Source organism: Rhodococcus jostii RHA1, assembly GCF_000014565.1.
Taxonomy (GTDB): Bacteria; Actinomycetota; Actinomycetes; order Mycobacteriales; family Mycobacteriaceae; genus Rhodococcus_F; species Rhodococcus_F jostii_A.
This window is the reverse complement of record NC_008268.1, coordinates 5,797,383-5,816,728: the sequence shown is the minus strand read 5'-3', so window position 1 is coordinate 5,816,728 and position 19,346 is coordinate 5,797,383. Positions and strand designations below refer to the sequence as shown.

Sequence of the window (19,346 nt, the reverse complement as noted above, 5' to 3'; positions counted from 1 at the left end):
GGTAACGTGAGGGATGTTCGAGACACTTAGTCCTCTTCCTGGACGTGGTCGCGCGGACGTCGCGCCGGAGGCAATGTCACCCCATGGTGTGACCCGACTATAGGTCTCGACGTATTCGCGGTGGGCTGCCCCCCTTCTCCTGCTGCGACGAATGCGTGCTGGCGGTCATCGGCCTGCCCGTCGTGCGGTTGCCCGGCCTGCGGCGCAAGTGGCGCCGCAGTGTCGGTCTCGTAGTAGTACTTGTACTCGTACACTCCGCGGCCACGGCACGGTGCCATCGTGGTGATAGTGCCGAGGATGGTGGCACCGACGCCGTGCAAGTTCCCCACCGCCCGCGACAACTGCTCGCGCTTGGTCTCGGCATGCCGGGCGATGACGAGGGCACCGTCAAACATCGTGGTGAGCACGGCTGCGTCGGTGACGGGCAGCAGCGGTGACGCGTCGACGATGACGTAGTCGAATCGTTCGCGGAGTTCGGCGAGCGAATGCCGGTCAGTTATGTTCACAAGCACCGTCCTTGGAGGGCGGCTTTGACGAAGCCAGCGGTCTGGTAGGCGTAGACGTACCCCCATTTCGCGAGGCTGAAGTCGTAGCTGCGGGGTACGGCATGCATGGTGAGATCACCATCGAAGCACCGCTGAAAGATGTACCGGGCCCGGGGTAGGTGGTAACGCCAACTGACGACGAGGACGCTGGTCCATCCGTTCTGTACGGCAAGTGTCCGGGTGAACTGTGCTTCGCCTCTGGTGGTGGCGGGGTGGGGTGCCACGCAGGTCACGGTGAAGCGTGGGTCGGTGGTGGCGCATCCTTCGTTGGTGCTGGGATCGCGGGCGTCGTGGGGGTTCGAGATGACCACTTGTCGCGCGAGTCCTTGTTCGGCGAGGGATACGGCGTAGGGGACGCGGCCGTCGTTCTCACCACCCAGAACCACGATGGCATCCACTGGGCGGAGAGGATCTTCGGGGGCGTTGCTATAAATGATGCGTCCTCCCCACAAAAGGGCAGTCGCGGTCGTCATCACCGCCAGTGCCGCTGCCAGCAAGAATCGTTGCCGCCGTCGCGCCACAGCACAGTCCCCCTCGTCAATCGAACTCTTCTCCCTGTTGCTTACGGTCTGCCCAACCCCCGATACGTCCACCCCGCCGCACGCCACTGGAACGGGTCGAGACAGTTGCGTCCGTCGATGAGCGACTGTTTGCGGACAACGCCTTCGATGTCGGCTGGTTGCAGTTTCTGGAATTCGGGCCATTCGGTGAGGACGAGGACGACGTCTGCTCCCTCGCAGGCGTCGAGGACGTTGTCGGCGTATCCGAGGGTAGGGAACAGTTTGCGCGAGTTGTTGTTCGCCTTTGGGTCGTACACGGTGACCGCGGCGCCCTGGAGCTGGATCTGGCCTGCGACATTCAGCGCGGGGGAGTCGCGGACGTCGTCGGAGTCGGGTTTGAACGCGGCGCCGAGGACCGCGACCCGGGCGCCGAGCAGGGATCCGCAAGCCTCTCGAGCGAGCTCGACCATTCGGGTGCGGCGCCGCATGTTGATGTTGTCGACCTCGCGGAGGAAGGTGAGTGCCTGGTCGGCGCCGAGTTCGCCGGCGCGGGCCATGAAGGCGCGGATGTCCTTGGGCAGGCAGCCACCGCCGAAGCCGAGCCCAGCATTGAGGAAGCGGCGACCAATGCGGGCGTCGTGGCCGATGGCGTCGGCCAGCACGGTGACGTCGGCGCCAGCGGCTTCGCAGACTTCCGCGATCGCGTTGATGAACGAAATTTTCGTCGCGAGAAACGCATTCGCGGATGTCTTGACGAGTTCCGCGGTGGCAAGGTCGGTGACCAGGAACGGGATATCTTCATCGATCAGCTGGGCGTAGACCTCGCGGGCGACGGTTTCGGCGCGGCCTGGGCGGTCGCGGTCGACTCCCAGGACGAGGCGGTCCGGATGCAGGGTGTCCTGCACGGCGAACCCTTCGCGAAGAAACTCGGGGTTCCATGCGACCTCGAGGTCGTGGCCGGCCGGTGACAGTTCGTGGGCGCGGGCTTGCAGTCGTTGAGCGGTGCCCACCGGCACCGTGGACTTGCCGAATATTACCGCCGGAGCGTTGATCAGCGGTGCGAGGGTGTTGATGACTGCGTCGACATAGGTCAGGTCGGCGGCGAACTCGCCCTTTTTCTGCGGGGTACCGACGCCGAGGAAGTGCACGTTGGCGAAGTCGGCCGCCTCCTGGTAGGAGTCGGTGAACCTGAGGCGGTCGGCGGCGATGTTGCGGCGCAGTACCTCGTCCAGACCCGGTTCGTAGAAGGGCACCTCGCCCGCCGTGAGTTTGGCGAGCTTCGCGGGGTCGACGTCGACGCCGAGGACCTCGTGGCCGAGTTCGGCCATGCAGGCCGCATGGGTGGCGCCGAGGTATCCGGTGCCGAAGACGGCGATACGTGTGCTCACGGCAGTCTCGTCATCGTGATGGGTGTCCTGTTCAGGGGAAGGTCGGTGCGATTAGGTGCGCAGGGCGGTGACGTTGTCGCGGTACCAGGCGATGGTGGAGGCGATGCCCTCCCGCAGGCCGATCTTCGGTTCCCACCCCGAAGCACGCAGCGTGGAGATGTCGAGGAGCTTGCGTGGGGTGCCGTCGGGCTTCGTGGTGTCCCAGTCGATCTGGCCGGTGTAGCCGACCTCGTCGGCCACGATCTGGGCGATTTCCTTGATCGTCGAGTCCTGGCCGGTGCCGACGTTGACCTGGTCCGGCCCGTCGTAGTTGTCGAGGAGGTGCAGGCACGCGGAGGCCATGTCGTCGACGTGCAGGAACTCCCGGCGCGGGCTCCCGGTGCCCCAGTTGGTCACCGATTTGACGTTGTCGCGGCGGGCTTCGTCGAAGCGTCGGATGAGGGCGGGAAGGACGTGTGATCCCTGGGGGGAGAAGTTGTCGCCGGGGCCGTAGAGGTTGGTCGGCATCGCGGAGATCCACGGGAGACCGTACTGGCGGCGGACGGCTTGGATCTGGATGATGCCGGCGATCTTGGCGATGGCGTAGGCGTCGTTGGTGGGCTCGAGGTGCCCGGTGAGCAGGTACTCCTCCTTGATGGGCTGTTCGGCCATCTTCGGGTAGATGCACGAGGAGCCCAGGAACAGCAGTCGCTCGACGCCGTGTTCGAGTGCAGCGTCGAGGACGTTGACCTGGATACGGAGGTTTTCGGACAGGAAGTCAACGGGGAAGGTGCTGTTCGCGAGGATGCCGCCGACCTTCGCTGCGGCGAGCACCACATTGCGGGGGCGCTGCTCGGCGAAGAACGCGAAGACCGCGGAGCGGTCGCGGAGATCGAGTTCGAACGAGGAGCGTCCGATCAGGTGCTCGAAGCCGTGGGACTCGAGGTTGCGCCAGATCGCGGATCCGACGAGTCCGCGGTGCCCGGCCACGAAGAGGGGTGCGGACCGGTCGAGGGGCCGGGCTACCGGGTTGTCGGTCACAGGATCTCCCAGTCTGGGTGTGCCGGGGAGTCGATCCAGGGCCGGCCTTCGTGCGCGAGGGCCTGGATGTCGGCGTCGACCATGATCCGCGCCAACTCGGGGGTGTGGACCCGGGCCTTCCAGCCGAGCTTCACCTCGGCCTTGCTGGCGTCGCCGATCAATGCGTCGACTTCGGTGGGGCGCAGGTACCGGTCGTCGAAGCGGACGTGCTTTTCCCAGTCGAGGCCGGCGTGTTCGAAGGCCACGGTGAGGAAGTCGCGCACCGAGTAGCGGCCCCCGGTGGCGAGGCAGTAGTCGTCGGGTTGGTCGGCCTGCAGCATCCGCCACATGCCCTCGACGTATTCGGGGGCGTAGCCCCAGTCGCGGATGGCGTCCAGGTTGCCCATGTAGACGTGGTCCTCGACGCCGGCCTTGATCCGTGCCACTGCGCGGGTGATCTTCCGTGTCACGAAGGTCTCGCCGCGCCGGGGGGACTCGTGGTTGAAGAGGATGCCGTTGACCGCGAACATGCCGTACGCCTCGCGGTAGTTCCGCGTCACCCAGTACGAGTACACCTTCGCCGCGCCGTAGGGCGAGCGTGGGTAGAAGGGGGTGTCCTCATTCTGCGGGGGTGGGGTCGCTCCGAACATCTCCGAGCTCGAGGCCTGGTAGTACCGGCAGTTCAGGCCGGCGAGGCGGACGGCTTCGAGGAGCCGGACAGAGCCGATGCCGGTGGTGTTCCCGGTGTGTTCAGGTTCGTCGAAGCTCACCCGTACGTGTGACTGGGCGGCGAGGTTGTAGACCTCGTCGGGCTGGATCTGCGAGAGCAGTGTCACCAGGCGGGCGCCGTCGCTGAGGTCACCGTAGTGCAGGAACAGCTTGGCGGCAGGGTCGTGCGGGTCGACGTAGAGGTGCTCGATCCTCGAGGTGTTGAACGTCGAGGACCGGCGGATCAACCCGTGCACCTCGTATCCCTTCGCGAGCAGCAGCTCCGCGAGATACGACCCGTCTTGTCCCGTGATGCCGGTGATCAGTGCCCGCTTCAAAGTCGGCTCCCTAGTCGATAAATCGCCCGATCGGACTGTCCTACGATAACTGGCCTCCCGAATCCTTGCTACCGCAGGGCTACTCAGACCCGTCGGGAACACGCCCACACCGACGACCAGGGACGTTGAATCCGGCGAACGTCAGGTCTGCGGCGCCCTGCGAGTGGTGTTATCTGCGACTGCGCAATAGAATCGGTGAATCTTCGAGGCCGATGCCACTCCGGCGGCCGCCTCTCCCCTTCACCGGAAGATCTCAACGATGCGTCCTGCCACGGAACCCGATAACGTCCGAATCCGCGTCGGCACAGTTCCCTTCGATGTCACGACTCTCCCCGGCGCGGTTGCCCGAGTAATTCGCGCAGCAACGGAATCCGAACCGATTTCGATTCGCCTGTCAAATGCTTATTGTGTGGCGCTCGCATCAGAAGATTTGCCGTATCAAGAATTGCTGAATGGTCCGGGTTTGAATTTCCCCGACGGTACACCGGTGGTGTGGTTTATGAAAAAGCACGCACAAGCAACTGGACCGGTTCCGGGTCGGGTCCGCGGCCCTTCATTATTCATGCACACACTTGATGCGGGCCGGGCCGCGGATATCGGTCATTTCTTTCTCGGGACCACTCCGGCGACCTTGGCAAACCTGGATGCCGCGGTGAGTGACAAATACCCGGGAATCCGGATCTCGGGGCGATTTTCTCCCCCCTTCGGTCCCATCGACGAGGAGTTCTACCGCGACTGCGCGGCCCGGATCGCCGAGACCGATGCGCAACTGGTCTGGGTGGCGCTGGGGACTCCGAAGCAGGACTTCGTGGCCGCTGAGCTGGCACGACGTACCGGGCGGCCCTGCGCGGCCGTGGGGGCGGCGTTCGACTTCGCGGCGGGGACCACTAGGGAGGCCCCCTTGTGGATGCAGAACTCCGGTACCGAGTGGCTGTACCGGCTCGGCACCGAGCCGCGCCGCCTGTGGCGCCGGTACCTGTTCGGCAATGTCCAGTTCCTGCGCTCGGCGATGACGGAATCGGTCTCGCAGCGGTGAAGGTCGCCCTAGTCCACAGCTTCTACACCAGCGCCCAGCCGAGTGGTGAGAACACCGTTGTGCAGGCACAGGCCGAGGCGCTGCGCCGGGCCGGGCACGAGGTGTATCTGATTGCTCGGCACACCGACGTCGAGGCCGCCAAGCCGCTGTACAAAGCTCGTGCGCTATTTTCGGCTGCCCACCTGACCGGCCCGGACCCGGGGCCCGCTTTGGACGAGTTCGAGCCCGAGGTGGTCCACGTCCACAACCTGTTTCCGAACTGGGGCACCTCCTGGCTTGACCGATGGGGCCAGAGGACCGTCGCCACCCTGCACAACTACCGCACCGTGTGCGCGGCCGCGACGTTGTGGCGGGATGGCGGCGACTGCACCGAATGCCTCGATCATGGCTCAATTCGAGCGGTCGAAAACAAATGCTATCGAAATTCGACTATTGCAACATTGCCGCTTGCGTGGTCGACGCGATCGAAAGGGACCAAGTCCCCCGTCTTGATGAATTCGAAAGCACTCGTCGTACTGAATTCTGCGGCACACGATAAATTCAGCGCGTTATTTCCGAATGCTGAAGTGAATTTGATCCCCAACTTTGCCACGGAAATCGGTGATCATACCCGCACCGATGGTGGAGAAAATTGGATATACGTCGGCCGCCTGGTTCCCGAAAAGGGAATTCTGTGGCTTCTCGAGAACTGGCCATCCGACCGGCAGCTCGACATCGTTGGCGCGGGACCTCTCACTGACACTGTTGCGCAGGCAGCCAAAAGCCAACCGGAGCGGTTTCGCTTCCATGGCGCTCTCGATCATTCTGCTGTGCAGCAACAGATTTCGAATGCACGAGGACTGGTGCTGCCGAGCCTGTGGTCAGAGGGGATTCCCACGGTGGCACTCGAAGCCCTGCATGCGGGAACACCCGTCGTGATCTCCGACCGGTGTGCCTCCGCCGATGAGCTCACCGCCGGCGGCAGCGGCGAAATATTCAGCTTGGACGGCGGAAACCTGTCACTGACAGCGGCATTGGCGCGTGTCGAGCTCGACGAGGACATCCGCACCCGGGCCTATACCGCGTACCAGAGGCAGTACTCGGAGGACGCGTGGATTCAGCGTATCGACGAGGTGTATCGGCGTATCGCTGACGCCGCGAAGTGATTTAAGGTAGCTCACCCGCTCGGTGAGCTACCCACAAGGGGCGGCGATCCCGAGACCGGTGTGATCCGTTCCTTCACCGTCAAGCCGGTCAGCGTCGCCGTGTTGGATGCGACGCTGCCGAGCGCCAATCCTGGCGCGCCGAAGGCGATCCCCGATGCCACCGACGCTATCGGTTCGATGACTGCGGCACCGATCCGCCACCGCAACCAATAGGATTGAGGGAGCACGATCCGGATGCGGACCATGTAGATCATGAGATAGAGGCTCAGCGCCGCACCGAGCGTGAGGGCACCCAGGGTCCAGTAGAACGAGGCACTGTCGCCGAATCCCAACAGATCGAAGACACCAAATGGGTTGATTGCGCGGGCGATCATCAGCACCAGTCCGAAGAGACCTGCGGCGCCCCCGGCGAGGAGCCCCCACCGCTGCACGGAGCCTCGGTCTTCGGGGTCGAGGCGCGGAAAGATGATCGCCTGTGTCTGGGTCGCCAGCATGGTGACCGGAACGATCATTAGCTGGGCGGATCGGAATTCTCCCACCACTCCGATTCCGACGAACCCAGCGATGATGTACTGGCTCAGCTGCGGGAGGGTGGAAATCGTGGTGGCCTCGGTCAACAGGTGACCGACCGGAGCTGTCTTGGTAATCCGGATCGCCCCGATCCGGCTGCGTGCGTGGAACAGCGTCGCGGCGGAGACGGCGGCACCGACGATCTGCGCTCCGATGATGAACACGAGAGCGCGCTCCGGGGCCACGCTCGCCACTGCGAGGCCGAGCGCGCCGATCACGAACCACACCAGGTCCGAGACGAACGCCGGCGCCGGCGCTTTCGCACCGAGAAACATGTATCTCAGGAAGTCCTGGAACAACGACAGGCAACACACGAGCGGCAGCAACTTGAACACCGCAGGTCCGGAGACGAATACCGCCATGACCGCGGACAGTGCGGGGAAGGACACCCACATCAACACCAACGCCAACGGTAACCCCGAGACGCGGCTGACGTGTGCTCCCCTCATAAGTGTCTGACTGAGCACGAGCCGCTGGATGGCGAGTCCGACCATCGCGGGGGCATAAATCAGGGAGAAGGCCCCCAGAGCGTCGAGGCCGGCAAAGGCCTGCACACCGACCGTCATCGTGAGGTTGGTGATGCCAGTCAGCGCGACACTCAGTGCGGGGAGCGCCGCGGCGTGTAGGACGCGATACCGCAGTCCGCGCCGTACGGCTGGCTCGGTCATTGATCCGCGACGGCGTCCACGGACACCGCGTCCAGTGTCGCATTGACGACACGGGCCGGGTTCCCCACGACGACCGCACCGGCGGGCACGTCTTGGGATACGACCGCGCCCGCACCGATTACGGCGCCCTTCCTGATGACGATGTCGCCGAGGATGATCGCGCCGGCGCCGACTTCGACGTCGTCCTCGATCCGCGGCGCCGGCCCATCGTGGGTTTTCGATCCGATGGTGACGTTGTGCCGCAACGTGACCCCCGAGCCGATCACCGTGGCGTCGTTGATCACGATGCCGATGCCGTGGTACACGACGAAGTTCGGTCCGATCTTCGTCTTCCAAGGGATCTCGATGCCCAGGATCCACTCGACGAGGACACGGTAGAGGACACCGACGGCCAGGACCACGGGGTTGATGCGCCAGTTGCGGGTCGAGCGGCACAGGTGCGCGACCCGGAAGGCGGCGAGCACGATTCGTGCCTTCGGGTTGGTCGCGTTCGCCGACCAGTCCTGGAAGACAGTGCTGGTACGTGATCGGGTCACAGGCGGGTCCTCCGCTTCGAGTCGAGAACCGAGACGACGCCGTCGGCGAATCGGGTGGCCATGTCCTCTATGGACAGCTGTTCGGCGGTGTGCGCGCACTGTTGTTGCAGATCCGCCAGGGCGGTCGGTGAGCGCATGAGGTCGAGGATGCGGTACGCATAGTCGTCCACAGTATCGGCTGTGGTGATCGAGTTCTGTGTGGTCAAGTACTCGAACTCGGGCGCATGCCACGTCCAGTCGGTGGTCACGATCGGAGCCTCGATTGCGAACGAGTCCACGGCGGCCAGCCCGACACGTCCGGGCATGAGGATTGCGTTACAGTCCTTGACTGCGTAAAAGTTGTCGGCGAGCGGGAAGTTGCCGAGATAGGTGCACCACTCTTCCCGCGCAGCTGTCTCGACCTTGCCGCGGTCACGGCCGTTGCCGACGACGATCAACCGGAATCGCGGATCCTGTGCGTGTATCCGGCGACCTGCCTCAAGTAGAAAGTCGAGGCGCTTCGATTCGTCGAGACCACCGACGTAGAGGGCCGGCCACTCCGCACCGCCGGCCCGGGGGTGCTGACGTCGCAGTGCCTTCAGATGGTCGGTATCCACCGTATTCTGCACGTTGGTGCACCGATCGGCCGGCATCCCCATCTGATTGGCACGCGCGACGCTGCCCGGGGTGTAGCCGAAGTACCAATCGGCCCGCGCGATCATGGCGCGCTGTACCCGGTTCTCTAGTGCCGACTGCGGTTTGGTGATCGTCCGGCCGTGCCCCCAGATCGCGACCTTCGCGCTCGTGCGGGGCCGGAACAGGAGTGCGTGGCTGTCGAGGTTTTTGATGGCGTGCTCGACGATGACGACGTCGGCGCTGCGGATCGTCTTGTCGAGGCGACGGATGTAAACCGCGCCCTTCGGGGTGGGCACCCCAAGCTTCCGAAGTTCGCGGGTTGGGTAGCCGGTGGCGCCGTCACCGCGGGCCACGTCCACTCCTTCGGGGGTGCCGGTCGCGACGTCCAGCGCGATCCCCTGATCGGCCAGCTTGGTGTCGAGAGCCTGCAGCAGAGGCACTCGATAGCTGTTCAGGTAGGGCAGGATGATGCTCACGCGTGGCCGCGCGCCCACCATGGTCTCGGTTCTCACCACTGTCCCTCCACCCCCACGGGCCGACCAAGGACACATGATCCCGGTACGAGCAACCCGAAGTACATCGAACTGTCAATCACAGACATTGCCGCAAAGGGCATTTCACGCACAACATCGGCACAACGCACCTGCAGGGCTGCCCTGAACATAGTCACTCGTCGGCTCCTAGTACGCGCCGTCGCCGGCGAGGACCGCGCGGACGGTCTTCCCGATGATCAGGACGTCACCCATCATCGACCAGTTCTCCACATAGGACAGGTCCAGGCGCACAGTCTCCTCCCACGACAGGTCGGAGCGTCCGCTGACCTGCCACAAGCCTGTGATGCCGGGCTTGACTAGCAGCCGGCGACGCACCGTGCCGTCATAGGCCTCGACCTCCCGCCGCAGGGGCGGCCGCGGACCCACAACGCTCATTTCGCGGCGCAGCACGTTGATGAACTGTGGCAACTCGTCGAGGCTGTACTTGCGAAGGTACCTGCCCACCTTCGTCACCCGGGGATCCTCCCGCATCTTGAACAACACGCCAGCGCCCTCGTTCGCTCCCGTTAGTGACGCCACCTGCTTGTCCGCGTCGACGATCATGCTGCGGAACTTGAGCATCGGGAAAGGCCTGCCGTCCAAACCCATACGCTCCGACTTGTAAAACACCGGTCCCTTACTCGTCAACTTGATCGCGAGCGCAGCTGCCAGCATCACGGGACTGACGAGAACTAGCGCAAGGGTCGCGAACACGAAGTCGAATGAGATTTTCGAGAACTTCTGCGCGCCGTGGTATCTCGGCTTCTCCACGTGAATGAGCGGAAGGCCGGCCACCGGTCGCATCGACAGGCGCGGACCGGACACGTCCATCATTCCGGGAGATACCACCAGATCCACGTGATGGGGTTCGAGGTCCCATGCAAGCGAACGCATACCCTCGTGCCCGAGGTGCTCTGTTGCTGTCACGGCAACGGTATCAGCGTTGCAGAAACCCAACGCACGAATTACGTCACCCTCGTCGCCGTACACGGGTATATCACGATCTCCGACAACGATCTTGTCGTTTCGGGCGCCGGTGTGCCCTGGGATGCACATGCCAACCACGCGGTATCCGTCGCCCGTGCCGCGCTCGAACGATTCGGCCAAACTGCGGACCGCGCGCTCACCGCCTACCACTAGCACGGAGGTCTGGAACTCGCCACGTGAGCGCTTGCGAGCGATCACCCGACGCCAAACCCAGCGGCTGACCAGCAGACCGACCAGCCCCACAGGGAAAGCAATGGCGAGATACAGACGCGCAAGGTCGAGGCGGAAAAGAAGCGACACGATAGCTATCAGGCCGAACAGCCTGACAGTGGAGACGAAGATGCGCCGGTACTCATCCGGGCCGCTACCAATCACACGGGTCGTGCGGGTCCGGAAGATGATGAGCGTGGCGAGCCACGACAACGCAAGCAAAGCAGACACCAGCGCATAGCTGAGTGCCTGAGGGAAGGCCGAGGTGTGCAGGACGCCGCTGTCGCCGAACCGGACCCACTGCGCGAGCGTTACTGCCGCGATCACGATCACCGTGTCCGAAACCCACAACCGCCGGATGTACGCGGCCTGCCAGGCACGCCTGCCGCTGAGTCTGCCTTCGAGACCCGATGCGGGCGTGGTACCCCCAGCGGGGGGTGCGGAGTCGAGCGAGACACCGAACGACGTCACCATCTGAGCCTTCCAACTAGGACCAAAGAGTTAGCGAGCGTCACTGTCTCGCGACCTGCGTGGCGGTAGAGGAAGTCCGCCCCCCGGGAGTTTTGCTGCCAGCTAATAATCGCACTTGCGGTCGCCTCGTTACACTTCAGACACCCTGGAGTGATGCGATTCACACCATCATTTTTTCCTCAGAGAGAGGGACCTTCGACCCTGGTCAACTGGAGGATTCCCGCTTAGAGTGACGCGCTCGGGGACCAGGCCGCAGGAAAACCCTAGACCCGCCTGCTGGCACCGCTTCCTATCTTCGAGTATGTTGCGCACTTCGTACTGGACAGTAACAACACGGTAACGTCACTCTGACCAGGATCAGGTCCGACGAAACGCAAAGGGGCGAACCGAACCTCGCTAGCCCTTAACCCTATTCTCCAGCCACGTTCGGAGGTCCGCCCCATATTCGGGATGACTGAGCGCCAGATCCACGGATGCGCGGAGGAACCCCCCGGGATTGCCGAGGTCGTGCCGGGGCCCACGATGGACTACTACGTGTACGGGATGCCCTTCCGAGATGAGCAGCGCGATCGCGTCGGTCAACTGCAATTCGCCGCCCGCTCCCGGGCGAATTCGTCGGAGCGCATCAAAGATTGCCCTATCCAAGAGGTAACGGCCTGCGGCCGCGAGAGTCGACGGCGCGTCCTGGAGTTTCGGCTTCTCCACCATGCCCTTCACCCTCAATACGTTCGGATTCACGACATCGGGGACCATCTCGACGTCGAAGACTCCATATGCGCTCACCTCCTCCTTCGGGACGTCGATGGCACACAACACCGTTCCGCCACGCTTCGCTCGCACGCGCGACATGACGTCGAGCACGCCATTCGGCAGTACCAAGTCGTCCGGTAGCAGAACCGCGATCGCATCCTCGTCGTCGCCCAGCACCGCTTCAGCGCAACCAACCGCGTGGCCGAGCCCCAGCGGTTGTTGCTGGACTACCGACTCCACCGCCAGGAGGCCCGGCGCCCTGCGGACCTTCTCCAGCAGAGCGTGTTTTCCCCGGGCAGCAAGGTTGTTTTCCAACACCAGATCTTCGACGAAGTGCGCCACCACACCATCCTTGCCTGGTGCCGTCACGATGATCAGCCGCTCTGCTCCCGACTCGGCAGCCTCGCCGGCCACCAGCTCGATCCCGGGCGTATCCACCACAGGAAGCAGCTCCTTGGGGACCGTCTTTGTCGCCGGCAAAAATCGTGTTCCCATCCCCGCGGCTGGCACCACAGCCGTGCGAAATCCAGCCGAATCCAATTCCCCCATGGTTGCGCCTTTCTCGAAGAAGTTGAATGAGCAGCGGTGTCATGACTTTTACGCGTGGCCGAACCGTCACACTGGTCAGTTGTCCAGGTTCGTCGAATGCATGTGAGCGCAATCACCTTGGCGGCGTGGAGAGTCCACATCACTAGGAGCCGATCGTGCGACGAAGACCTGGGCACGCTGCTGTGCGGGTGCCAGGGTCACCGCGGGGTTTGATGCAGGCAACCACGCCGACTGCCCCGCACTCAGCTCGAGCGAGTCGCACTGGGACGAGAGGACGGTCGATCCCGCCGTGCAGAGAACGATCCGTGGGTCCCCGGCGGCGAGAGTCGCTGCGGATGACGACCCATCATCCCTGCTCGTGTCGAGTTTCAGCCGGGTGAGCTCGAATTCTGCCTCCGGCGTTCGGTACAGGCGTCTGAGGTCAGGATCAACACCGTCCGCACCCAGAACTGGCATGGGCGCAGGCCGAAAATCGAGGACATTCAGCAGCTCGGGTACGTCAACGTGCTTCGGGGTCAAACCGCCACGCAGCACATTGTCCGAGTTGGCCATGATCTCGACGGCCGCGCCTCGAAGGTATGCATGCAGATTTCCGGCGGCGAGAAACAGGCCCTCCCCCGGTTCGAGCGTGATCCGATTGAGCAGCAGCGAGATCAGCACCCCGGGGTCGTTCGGATACCTGCTCCCCAGCTCGAGCGCGGTCTGCGCCTCCGCGGCGAACTCCCCGTCCGCTCCGTCGGACATGGTCGACAGGTACCGCCGGCAGCCCTCGACCACACCACCGATCAGCGTCGCCGGGTGCCTATCACCCGTGATCCACTGCGTGAACAGCGCGCGGATACCCGAGGAGTTGGTCTGAGCTTCCAGTTGTTCCGCACACCGGTTCAACTCCGCGACACCCAGCGCTCGCAGCAACGCGACGGTTCGCCGCACGTCGCGGAACCCGGCGAGCGCCTCGAATTTCGTCAGCGCCACCACAAGTTCCGGTTTGTGGTTGTCGTCCTTGTAGTTGCGGGCAGGCGAGTCGAGCGGGACACCGCTTGCGTTTTCGCGTTCGAAGCCTTCACGTGCCTGCACGGCGTTCGGGTGCGCCTGCAACGACAGCGGTTCATCCGCGGCGAGCACCTTGAGCAGAAACGGAAGGCGACCTCGGAATCGCTCCGCGTTGGCCGCCCCCAGTTGCCCGAGAGGGTCGGCCGAAATCACGTCGAGAAGTGAGACGCCGGAGACCGCGTCGTCCACATGAGCCGGGTCTGCCGGATGCGCGCCGAGCCATAGTTCGGCTTCGGGCCGATCGGACGGCGAGGGTCGTCCCGTGAGCTCCGCCAGCACGGTGTGGGAGCCCCAGGCATACGATCGGATCACTCCGTGAAGGCGTTTCATCGATCAGACATTTGTGGAAAATCGGACGCCACCATCCGGCAACGTCACATCGGGCCAGACACGGGCTCCGCGCAATAGCTCGCATCGAGCGCCCACGTCGGCGCCGTTTCCCACCACCGAATCGCGCACAAGCGCGCGGGGTCCGATCCGGCAGTCGTGCCCGAGAATCGATCGCTCGATCACCGCACCGGCTTCGACATGGGCGCCGTCGAACACCACGGCTCCGTCTAGACGCGCACCCGCACCGACGGTTACGCGTGCACCGAGCACCGTGCCGCCGATCAACACCGCACCCGGTGCAACTATGGCGCTCGGATGGATGAGCGACTCACCCCTCGTACCGCTCAGCGCGGACGAAGGCGCTATGCCGCGAACCAGATCCGCCGACCCGGCAACGAAATCGTTGACCGTCCCCATGTCTCGCCAGTAGGCGGAATCGACGTGGCCGAACACCCGCGTCCCGCCGGACACCAATGCGGGAAACACCTCACGTTCCACCGACACGGGGCGGTCGGAAGGAATCTTCTCGATCCACTCCCGCCGGAATACGTAGCAGCCGGCGTTGATCTGGTCGGTCGGTGGATCCTGCGCCTTCTCGAGGAACGCGGTGACCCGGCCATTCGAGTCCGTCCGCACGCAGCCGAACGGGCGCGGATCACTCACCCGGACCAGGTGCAGCGTCCCGTCGGCATCGGCCTCCGCGTGTGTCTGCAGAACAGCCCGCATATCGGTGCCGCCGAGGACGTCACCATTGAATACCACCACGGTGTCGGCACGAAGATTGGGCAAGACATTCCGGATAGCGCCCCCGGTACCGAGCGGCTCGTCCTCGGTGACGTACTCGATCTCCAGCCCGAACTCTTCACCCGTGCCGAAATACTGTTCGAAGACTTCCGCTTTGAACGACGTCCCGAGCACCACATGGCAGAGTCCCGCGTCCTTGATGCGTGACAGCAGGTGAGTCAGGAAGGGGACTCCCGCAGTCGGCAGCATCGGCTTGGGCACGGACAGCGTCAACGGACGCAGCCGGGTTCCCATACCGCCGACCAGAATGACCGCGTCCGGCGCAGTATCGATCCTCATGTCCGACATCCCCTCCATGCCCGAATACGGTGAAATGATTGAAACCCGATCGCGATTCGCGCGCCACTCGACTCCACGCGGAATGGCGGCGTGATAACGGGCTATCTGTGACGCACAGGTACGTTGATGTGCACTGAAACCCTATGTTTCGACGGCAAGGTCCCTCACCGGCAACTCGATGTCCTAATACGCCCCGTCACCGGCCACCACAGCCCGCACCGTCTTGCCGATGATGAGGACATCTCCCATCATCGACCAGTTCTCCACATACGAGAGATCCAGCCGCACAGTCTCTTCCCACGAAAGGTCCGATCTCCCACTCACCTGCCACAGGCCGGTGATGCCCGGCTTCACCAGCAGCCGGCGACGGACCGTGCCGTCGTAGGCCTCGACTTCTCGGCGCAAAGGCGGGCGCGGGCCTACCACGCTCATCTCCCGCCGAAGAACGTTGAGAAACTGTGGAAGCTCATCGAGGCTGTACTTGCGCAGAACTCCGCCCACGCGTGTGACCCGCGGATCCTCACGGATCTTGAAGAGGACGCCGGCACCCTCGTTCGCCGTCATCAGCGCCGCGACCTGTTTGTCGGCGTCCACCACCATGCTGCGGAACTTGAGCATCGGGAACGAACGACCGTCCAGGCCCATGCGCTCCGACCTGTAGAACACCGGGCCCTTGCTGGTCAGCTTGATCATGAGCGCGGCCACAATCATCACCGGGCTCGTCAGGACGAGCGCCGACGCCGCAAAGACCATGTCGAACGCAAGCTTCGAAAACTTCTGCGCGCCGTGATATTGCGGCTTCTCCACATGAATCAGCGGAAGTCCCGCCACCGGCCGCATCGACAGACGCGGACCGGACACATCCATCATTCCGGGTGAAACCACCAGGTCGACGTCGTGCGGCTCGAGGTCCCAGGCGAGAGCGCGCATCCCTTCGTGCCCGAGATGCTCGGTGGCCGTGACGGCCACGGTGTCGGCGTGACAGAACCCCAGCGAATCGATCACATCGAGCTCGCTGCCGAGCACAGGAATATCGCGGCCGGCGACGGTGATCTTGTCGCCATGCTCGCCTGAGTGTCCCGGAATGCAGACGCCCACCACGCGATATCCGTCAGCCGTACCTCGGGCGAAGGATTCCGCGAGAATCCGGACGGCACCTTCGTTGCCCACTACCAGGACCGACGTCTGAAACTCTCCGCGCGACCGCTTACGAGCAACCACCTGACGCCACACCCAGCGGCTCACCATCAGAGCCACCAGTCCGACGGGAAACGCTATGGCGAGGTAGAGCCTCGCCAGATCGAGGCGGAACAACAGCGCCAGCATCGCGATGAAACCGAACAGCCGCACGGTGGACACGAAGATCCGTCGATACTCGTCGGGCCCACTCCCGATCACCCGCACCGTGCGAGTCCGGAAGATCGTCAGTGTGGTCAGCCACGCCACGATCAGCAGAGCGGAGACGAGCGTGTAGCTGACGTCGTGTCCCATATCGCTCGTGGTCAGGATCCCGCTGTCACCGAACCGCACCCACTGCGCGAGCGCGACCGCAGCGATCACGATCAGCGTGTCGGAGACCAATAGGCGCCGGATGTAGGCGGCCTGCCAGTCGCGTCGACTGGCGAGTCGGTCGTCCGCAGCCGTGGTCACCCCTACCTCCCGCGCACCCCGCGAGGGATCGAGGGGAGCATCGAATGCCGTCACCATGCGCGCCTTCCGTACGAGAGCCATACACGAGGTAGGTCAGGTCGTGTGTTCTCACGACGTGTGGCGATGATGACAATCGCCCCTTGTTTGCTGCCGGAGATGATATTTGCACGTTCGGTCACCAGTTGAGACGTCAAGTGAGCAGGTTCACACCCGCCTCCGAGGGAGTCGCGCAGTAGACGTAACTCTGCAGTTCAGGGGGCATGTATATCGCTCAAATGACACACATTCGGGGTGAATCCGCTACCTCGCGTAACAGTAAACTCTGGCACGATCGTCGGCGAACAGGTATGTTGACCACTTTTGCGCGTCTGCCGTCCGGTCGACCTCGTCCCGCGGGATCCCGCGTGGCGTCCAGAATCCGACGAAAAGGCACGCTGCCTCGTCACCCGAAGAACGCGCCCCGGGTTACACCGCCGCACCACGATCAGAGGGGCAGAAACAGTCCAGGTAGTCTGCTCGCTTCCATCTGACCTCAGCGGCCTATAGCGTCAGAACGAGAAGGAGCTGTCGACCCTGCCACCCGCGATGAAGGAGCGGTATTGAGTCATCTGCCTGAGATCGGCCGAGTTAGAGGCCCGATCGAGGGCTACTGCCTGATCAGCGAGAACTACGACGAAGCCCGAAGTTCTGCCGGTCCGGCATGTGGATCGGGGCACGTACCATGCGAGTGAGTCGGTGGCGGTACGGGCTGATCGCGAGTGCGACGGACAACGATCTCATTTAGTGTCAACGAGTTTCACCCGATCGCGTTTCCCTGAGGCCACCGTCCCGATAGTCGGAGCCCCCGCACCTGGGTTGATTCCTGGATCGAAGCACGTGCAGTGGAGCATCGAACACGGCGAACCCGCGATCACCCTCACGATCGATGCCGGCGCCGATGAGGAGTGCCCGTTTGTTTTCGCCTTCATCTCCCACGAGTGAAGACATGTCGTGCGAGTTCTACCTGCACCACTGCTTGCGCGCCCATGCCTCGTCGGATACGACGTGCATTGGCCGAAAGAGATGCTAGTGCAAGACGCCTGCTGGAAGCGTTTCCGCAAAGACCTCGAGCGCATCGCTCACCTGGACGAGGTCGTACCAGCAGATCTATTCGGCGTTCCTGAACCTCCCGGACCGGTCGAGCGTCAGCTGAGGATGCTTCGCGGTGAGCCCGCGCCTGTGTGGACGAGCTCCTGCAGCTGGAAGGAACCGGTGGAGAGGAAGAACTGGTCAATGCGCTGAGCACCGGGCTGGCTCAATTGATCCGAGCGTGCGATATCGCCGTTCAAGCCGGAGGGACACTCGATACATTTGGACGACATCCCGGAATTATCCGGCTACCGGACGATGACTCGCAGCGGCTTGGAACAGACCTTCGGTAGTGGCGTGAACGACGCGGGGTAGTGCAGCGTCTTCGGATTCGAGGCACTGGGTACCTGAAAAGGATTCCGCGAACGAGCGTCAGGTGGTCGACCGCGCGAGTCCGAGAGCCAAGTCGGGAGAAGTAGCCCTATCCCCCCATCGACCTCCATCCACCACGCCTGGCAGGATGAGAGGCACAACCGGCCAAGTCCGGAACTACACCGGCAAGCCGAGAGACGCCGACAGTTGCGGCCAGGACGATCGCAGATCGTCTTGCCAGTAGCCCCACGAATGCGTGCCGTTGTCCCGGAGGTCGAACGTCGCGGGGATGTCCAACTCGTGCAGGCGCTCCGCCAAACGGTGCGTACAGACGTTGGTCGCGACCTCGATGGCGCCGCCGACCACGATCTGATCCGGCAACGGCGGCGCCTGCGGGGTGCGCGCCAGTGCAGGGTTCTCATGTGGGCCGGGGAGCCCGTTGCCGTTCGAGATGTAGAGCGAGAGTCCCCGAAGGCCCTCTGCGTTGAGGAGCGGATCGTGAGCGCGCCATCCGGGTCCGTCATAGGGGCCCCACATGTTCCGCACGTCGCCCTCGCCCATCAGGTCGACGACCGTTCGGACGTAGGCCTGCCCGAGCGGGTCGCTGGTCTGCGCGCATCCGCTGTACGAGGCCACCCCCCGGTACAGGCCGGGAGCGTGGATGGCCAGGTCGAGCACGGATGTGGCCGACATCGAGAGACCCGCGATCGAGTTGATCCCGTTGGCGCCGAGGGCCTCATCCATCACGGGAGGGAGCTCACGGGTGAAGAACGTCGTCCACTTGTTCCGCCCGAGCTCCGGATCGTCGTTCACCCAGTCGGTGTAGTAACTGAACCGTCCCTCGGCGGGAATGACCACATTGGCATTCTTGTCCACGAGGAAGCCGAGAACGTCGGTCTGGTTGAACCAATTGGCACCGTCTTCCCCGCCACCGGCACCGTTGAACAGATACAGCGTCGGCCGAGCCACACTCGTGTCGACCGGCCGGACCACCTGCAAGGGGATCACCCGATCCATCGACGGTGAGTAGACGGCTACCGCCCACTGACGGTCGTCGATCTTGTCGATGTGGTCGACATACGCAACCGGCGCAGACTGCGCCGTCTCCGGAGCGGCGCTCGCAGGCGCCGCCGCCAGGCCGAGCGCGACAGCCGCGGCACTCAACACACCCGCAATCCAACGCCTACGCATCCCAGACCCCGTGATGAAACGTCCTTGCATCCGAGTTTCCGCCTTCTCTTG

At 63.8% G+C, this 19,346-nt stretch carries 15 protein-coding genes and 1 pseudogene; 2 read left to right on the top strand and 14 right to left on the bottom strand.

The features are described from left to right. Positions 1-26: 26 nt before the first annotated feature. The 5 genes and pseudogenes from RHA1_RS52035 to gmd form a co-directional block, all read right to left on the bottom strand. Positions 27-491: pseudogene (locus tag RHA1_RS52035) on the bottom strand (tyrosine-protein kinase family protein); the annotation flags it as partial. Between the two features lie 11 nt (positions 492-502). Further along, a complete protein-coding gene (locus RHA1_RS26565; protein ID WP_237726955.1) occupies positions 503-943 on the bottom strand; it encodes a YdcF family protein in 441 nt (146 codons plus the stop codon). Between the two features lie 164 nt (positions 944-1,107). Then, positions 1,108-2,433 carry a UDP-glucose dehydrogenase family protein gene (locus tag RHA1_RS26560; protein ID WP_011597636.1) on the bottom strand — a complete coding sequence of 442 codons (1,326 nt, stop codon included), beginning with the start codon at positions 2,431-2,433 and terminating at the stop codon, positions 1,108-1,110. Positions 2,434-2,484: 51 nt separating this feature from the next. After that, the gene (locus tag RHA1_RS26555) at positions 2,485-3,453 is read right to left on the bottom strand and encodes a GDP-L-fucose synthase family protein (protein WP_011597635.1); all 969 of its coding nucleotides are present in this window, start codon (positions 3,451-3,453) and stop codon (positions 2,485-2,487) included. Further along, positions 3,450-4,478 carry a GDP-mannose 4,6-dehydratase gene (gene gmd / locus RHA1_RS26550; RefSeq protein ID WP_050787388.1) on the bottom strand — a complete coding sequence of 343 codons (1,029 nt, stop codon included), beginning with the start codon at positions 4,476-4,478 and terminating at the stop codon, positions 3,450-3,452. The genes RHA1_RS26555 and gmd overlap by 4 nt, the downstream gene beginning before the upstream one ends. Positions 4,479-4,737: 259 nt before the next feature. Here gmd and RHA1_RS26545 point away from each other — a divergent pair, with 259 nt between their 5' ends. Together RHA1_RS26545 and RHA1_RS26540 are read left to right on the top strand one after the other, a co-directional pair. Then, a complete protein-coding gene (locus RHA1_RS26545) occupies positions 4,738-5,514 on the top strand; it encodes a WecB/TagA/CpsF family glycosyltransferase (RefSeq protein ID WP_011597633.1) in 777 nt (258 codons plus the stop codon). Then, positions 5,511-6,659 (top strand): glycosyltransferase family 4 protein, encoded by a 1,149-nt coding sequence (locus tag RHA1_RS26540; protein WP_011597632.1) that lies wholly within the window; start codon positions 5,511-5,513, stop codon positions 6,657-6,659. The genes RHA1_RS26545 and RHA1_RS26540 overlap by 4 nt, the downstream gene beginning before the upstream one ends. An 11-nt stretch (positions 6,660-6,670) precedes the next feature. Here the strand turns inward: RHA1_RS26540 and RHA1_RS26535 are convergent, their stop codons facing one another. The 9 genes from RHA1_RS26535 to RHA1_RS26495 all read right to left on the bottom strand — a co-directional run bounded on the left by RHA1_RS26535 (position 6,671) and on the right by RHA1_RS26495 (position 19,325). Then, positions 6,671-7,897, bottom strand: coding sequence for an MATE family efflux transporter (locus RHA1_RS26535; protein WP_011597631.1), 1,227 nt, complete (start codon positions 7,895-7,897; stop codon positions 6,671-6,673). After that, a complete protein-coding gene (locus tag RHA1_RS26530; RefSeq protein ID WP_011597630.1) occupies positions 7,894-8,433 on the bottom strand; it encodes a serine O-acetyltransferase in 540 nt (179 codons plus the stop codon). The genes RHA1_RS26535 and RHA1_RS26530 overlap by 4 nt, the downstream gene beginning before the upstream one ends. After that, a complete protein-coding gene (locus RHA1_RS26525; RefSeq protein ID WP_148228416.1) occupies positions 8,430-9,560 on the bottom strand; it encodes a glycosyltransferase in 1,131 nt (376 codons plus the stop codon). The genes RHA1_RS26530 and RHA1_RS26525 overlap by 4 nt, the downstream gene beginning before the upstream one ends. A 168-nt stretch (positions 9,561-9,728) precedes the next feature. Then, on the bottom strand, positions 9,729-11,252 hold the full coding sequence (locus tag RHA1_RS26520) for a sugar transferase (protein WP_011597628.1): 1,524 nt from the start codon (positions 11,250-11,252) through the stop codon (positions 9,729-9,731). 393 nt (positions 11,253-11,645) lie between these two features. Beyond that, positions 11,646-12,548, bottom strand: a complete 903-nt coding sequence (locus RHA1_RS26515; protein WP_011597627.1) for a UTP--glucose-1-phosphate uridylyltransferase — start codon at positions 12,546-12,548, stop codon at positions 11,646-11,648. Positions 12,549-12,623: 75 nt separating this feature from the next. Continuing rightward, complete coding sequence (manA, locus tag RHA1_RS26510; protein WP_011597626.1) at positions 12,624-13,931, bottom strand: mannose-6-phosphate isomerase, class I; 1,308 nt, start codon at positions 13,929-13,931, stop codon at positions 12,624-12,626. Between the two features lie 3 nt (positions 13,932-13,934). Then, positions 13,935-15,014, bottom strand: coding sequence for a mannose-1-phosphate guanylyltransferase (manB, locus tag RHA1_RS26505; RefSeq protein ID WP_011597625.1), 1,080 nt, complete (start codon positions 15,012-15,014; stop codon positions 13,935-13,937). Positions 15,015-15,197: 183 nt separating this feature from the next. Continuing rightward, the gene (locus RHA1_RS26500; RefSeq protein ID WP_041812068.1) at positions 15,198-16,721 is read right to left on the bottom strand and encodes a sugar transferase; all 1,524 of its coding nucleotides are present in this window, start codon (positions 16,719-16,721) and stop codon (positions 15,198-15,200) included. Positions 16,722-18,281: 1,560 nt separating this feature from the next. Beyond that, entirely contained in the window at positions 18,282-19,325 is a 1,044-nt protein-coding gene (locus tag RHA1_RS26495) for an alpha/beta hydrolase (protein WP_423816255.1), read from the bottom strand. Between the last annotated feature and the right edge of the window lie 21 nt (positions 19,326-19,346).